Below are 861 nucleotides of genomic sequence, written 5' to 3' on the forward strand. Positions count from 1 at the left end.
TTGGTTTAACATTATCTGTTAAGTCTACTTTGCCACCTTTGGCTACAGTTTCTGGAGTTGTTTCTGGTGTGTACTTATCTGCATCTGTACGTGGATCTACAATTGTTACCGGTACATCCACAACTTCTTTGCTGCCATCTGGATAAGTGATCTCTACCTTACCTGTGTAATTTCCAGGTTTGTTTGTATCAATCGCACCTTCTGGAGTTACATCTTTAACTGTTACTTCAACTGGCTTACCTGACTCATCAGTGATTGGTTTAACATTATCTGTTAAGTCCACTTTGCCACCTTTGGCTACAGTTTCTGGAGTTGTTTCTGGTGTGTACTTATCTGCATCTGTACGTGGATTTACAATTGTTACCGGTACATCAATAACTTCTGTGCTTCCATCTGGGTATGTAATCTCTACCTTACCTGTGTAGTCACCTGGGGTATTTGTATCGATCACACCCTCTGGAGTCACATCTTTAACTGTTACTTCAACTGGCTTACCTGACTCATCAGTGATTGGTTTAACATTATCTGTTAAGTCTACTTTGCCACCTTTGGCTACAGTTTCTGGAGTTGTTTCTGGTGTGTACTTATCTGCATCTGTACGTGGATCTACAATTGTTACCGGTACATCCACAACTTCTTTGCTGCCATCTGGATAAGTGATCTCTACCTTACCTGTGTAATTTCCAGGTTTGTTTGTATCAATCGCACCCTCTGGAGTCACATCTTTAACTGTTACTTCAACTGGCTTACCTGACTCATCAGTGATTGGTTTAACATTATCTGTTAAGTCTACTGTGCCACCTTTGGCTACAGTTTCTGGAGTTGTTTCTGGTGTGTACTTATCTGCATCTGTACGTGGAT

1 protein-coding gene is annotated in these 861 nt (G+C 41.0%); it reads right to left on the reverse strand.

Annotated elements, in window-relative coordinates; translation table 11 throughout:
- The coding region (locus tag I2503_RS09405) for a Rib/alpha-like domain-containing protein (RefSeq protein WP_247644714.1) at positions 1 to 861 on the reverse strand (861 nt) is incomplete at both ends.

This window comes from Streptococcus sp. NLN64, assembly GCF_015831295.1.
GTDB lineage: Bacteria > Bacillota > Bacilli > Lactobacillales > Streptococcaceae > Streptococcus.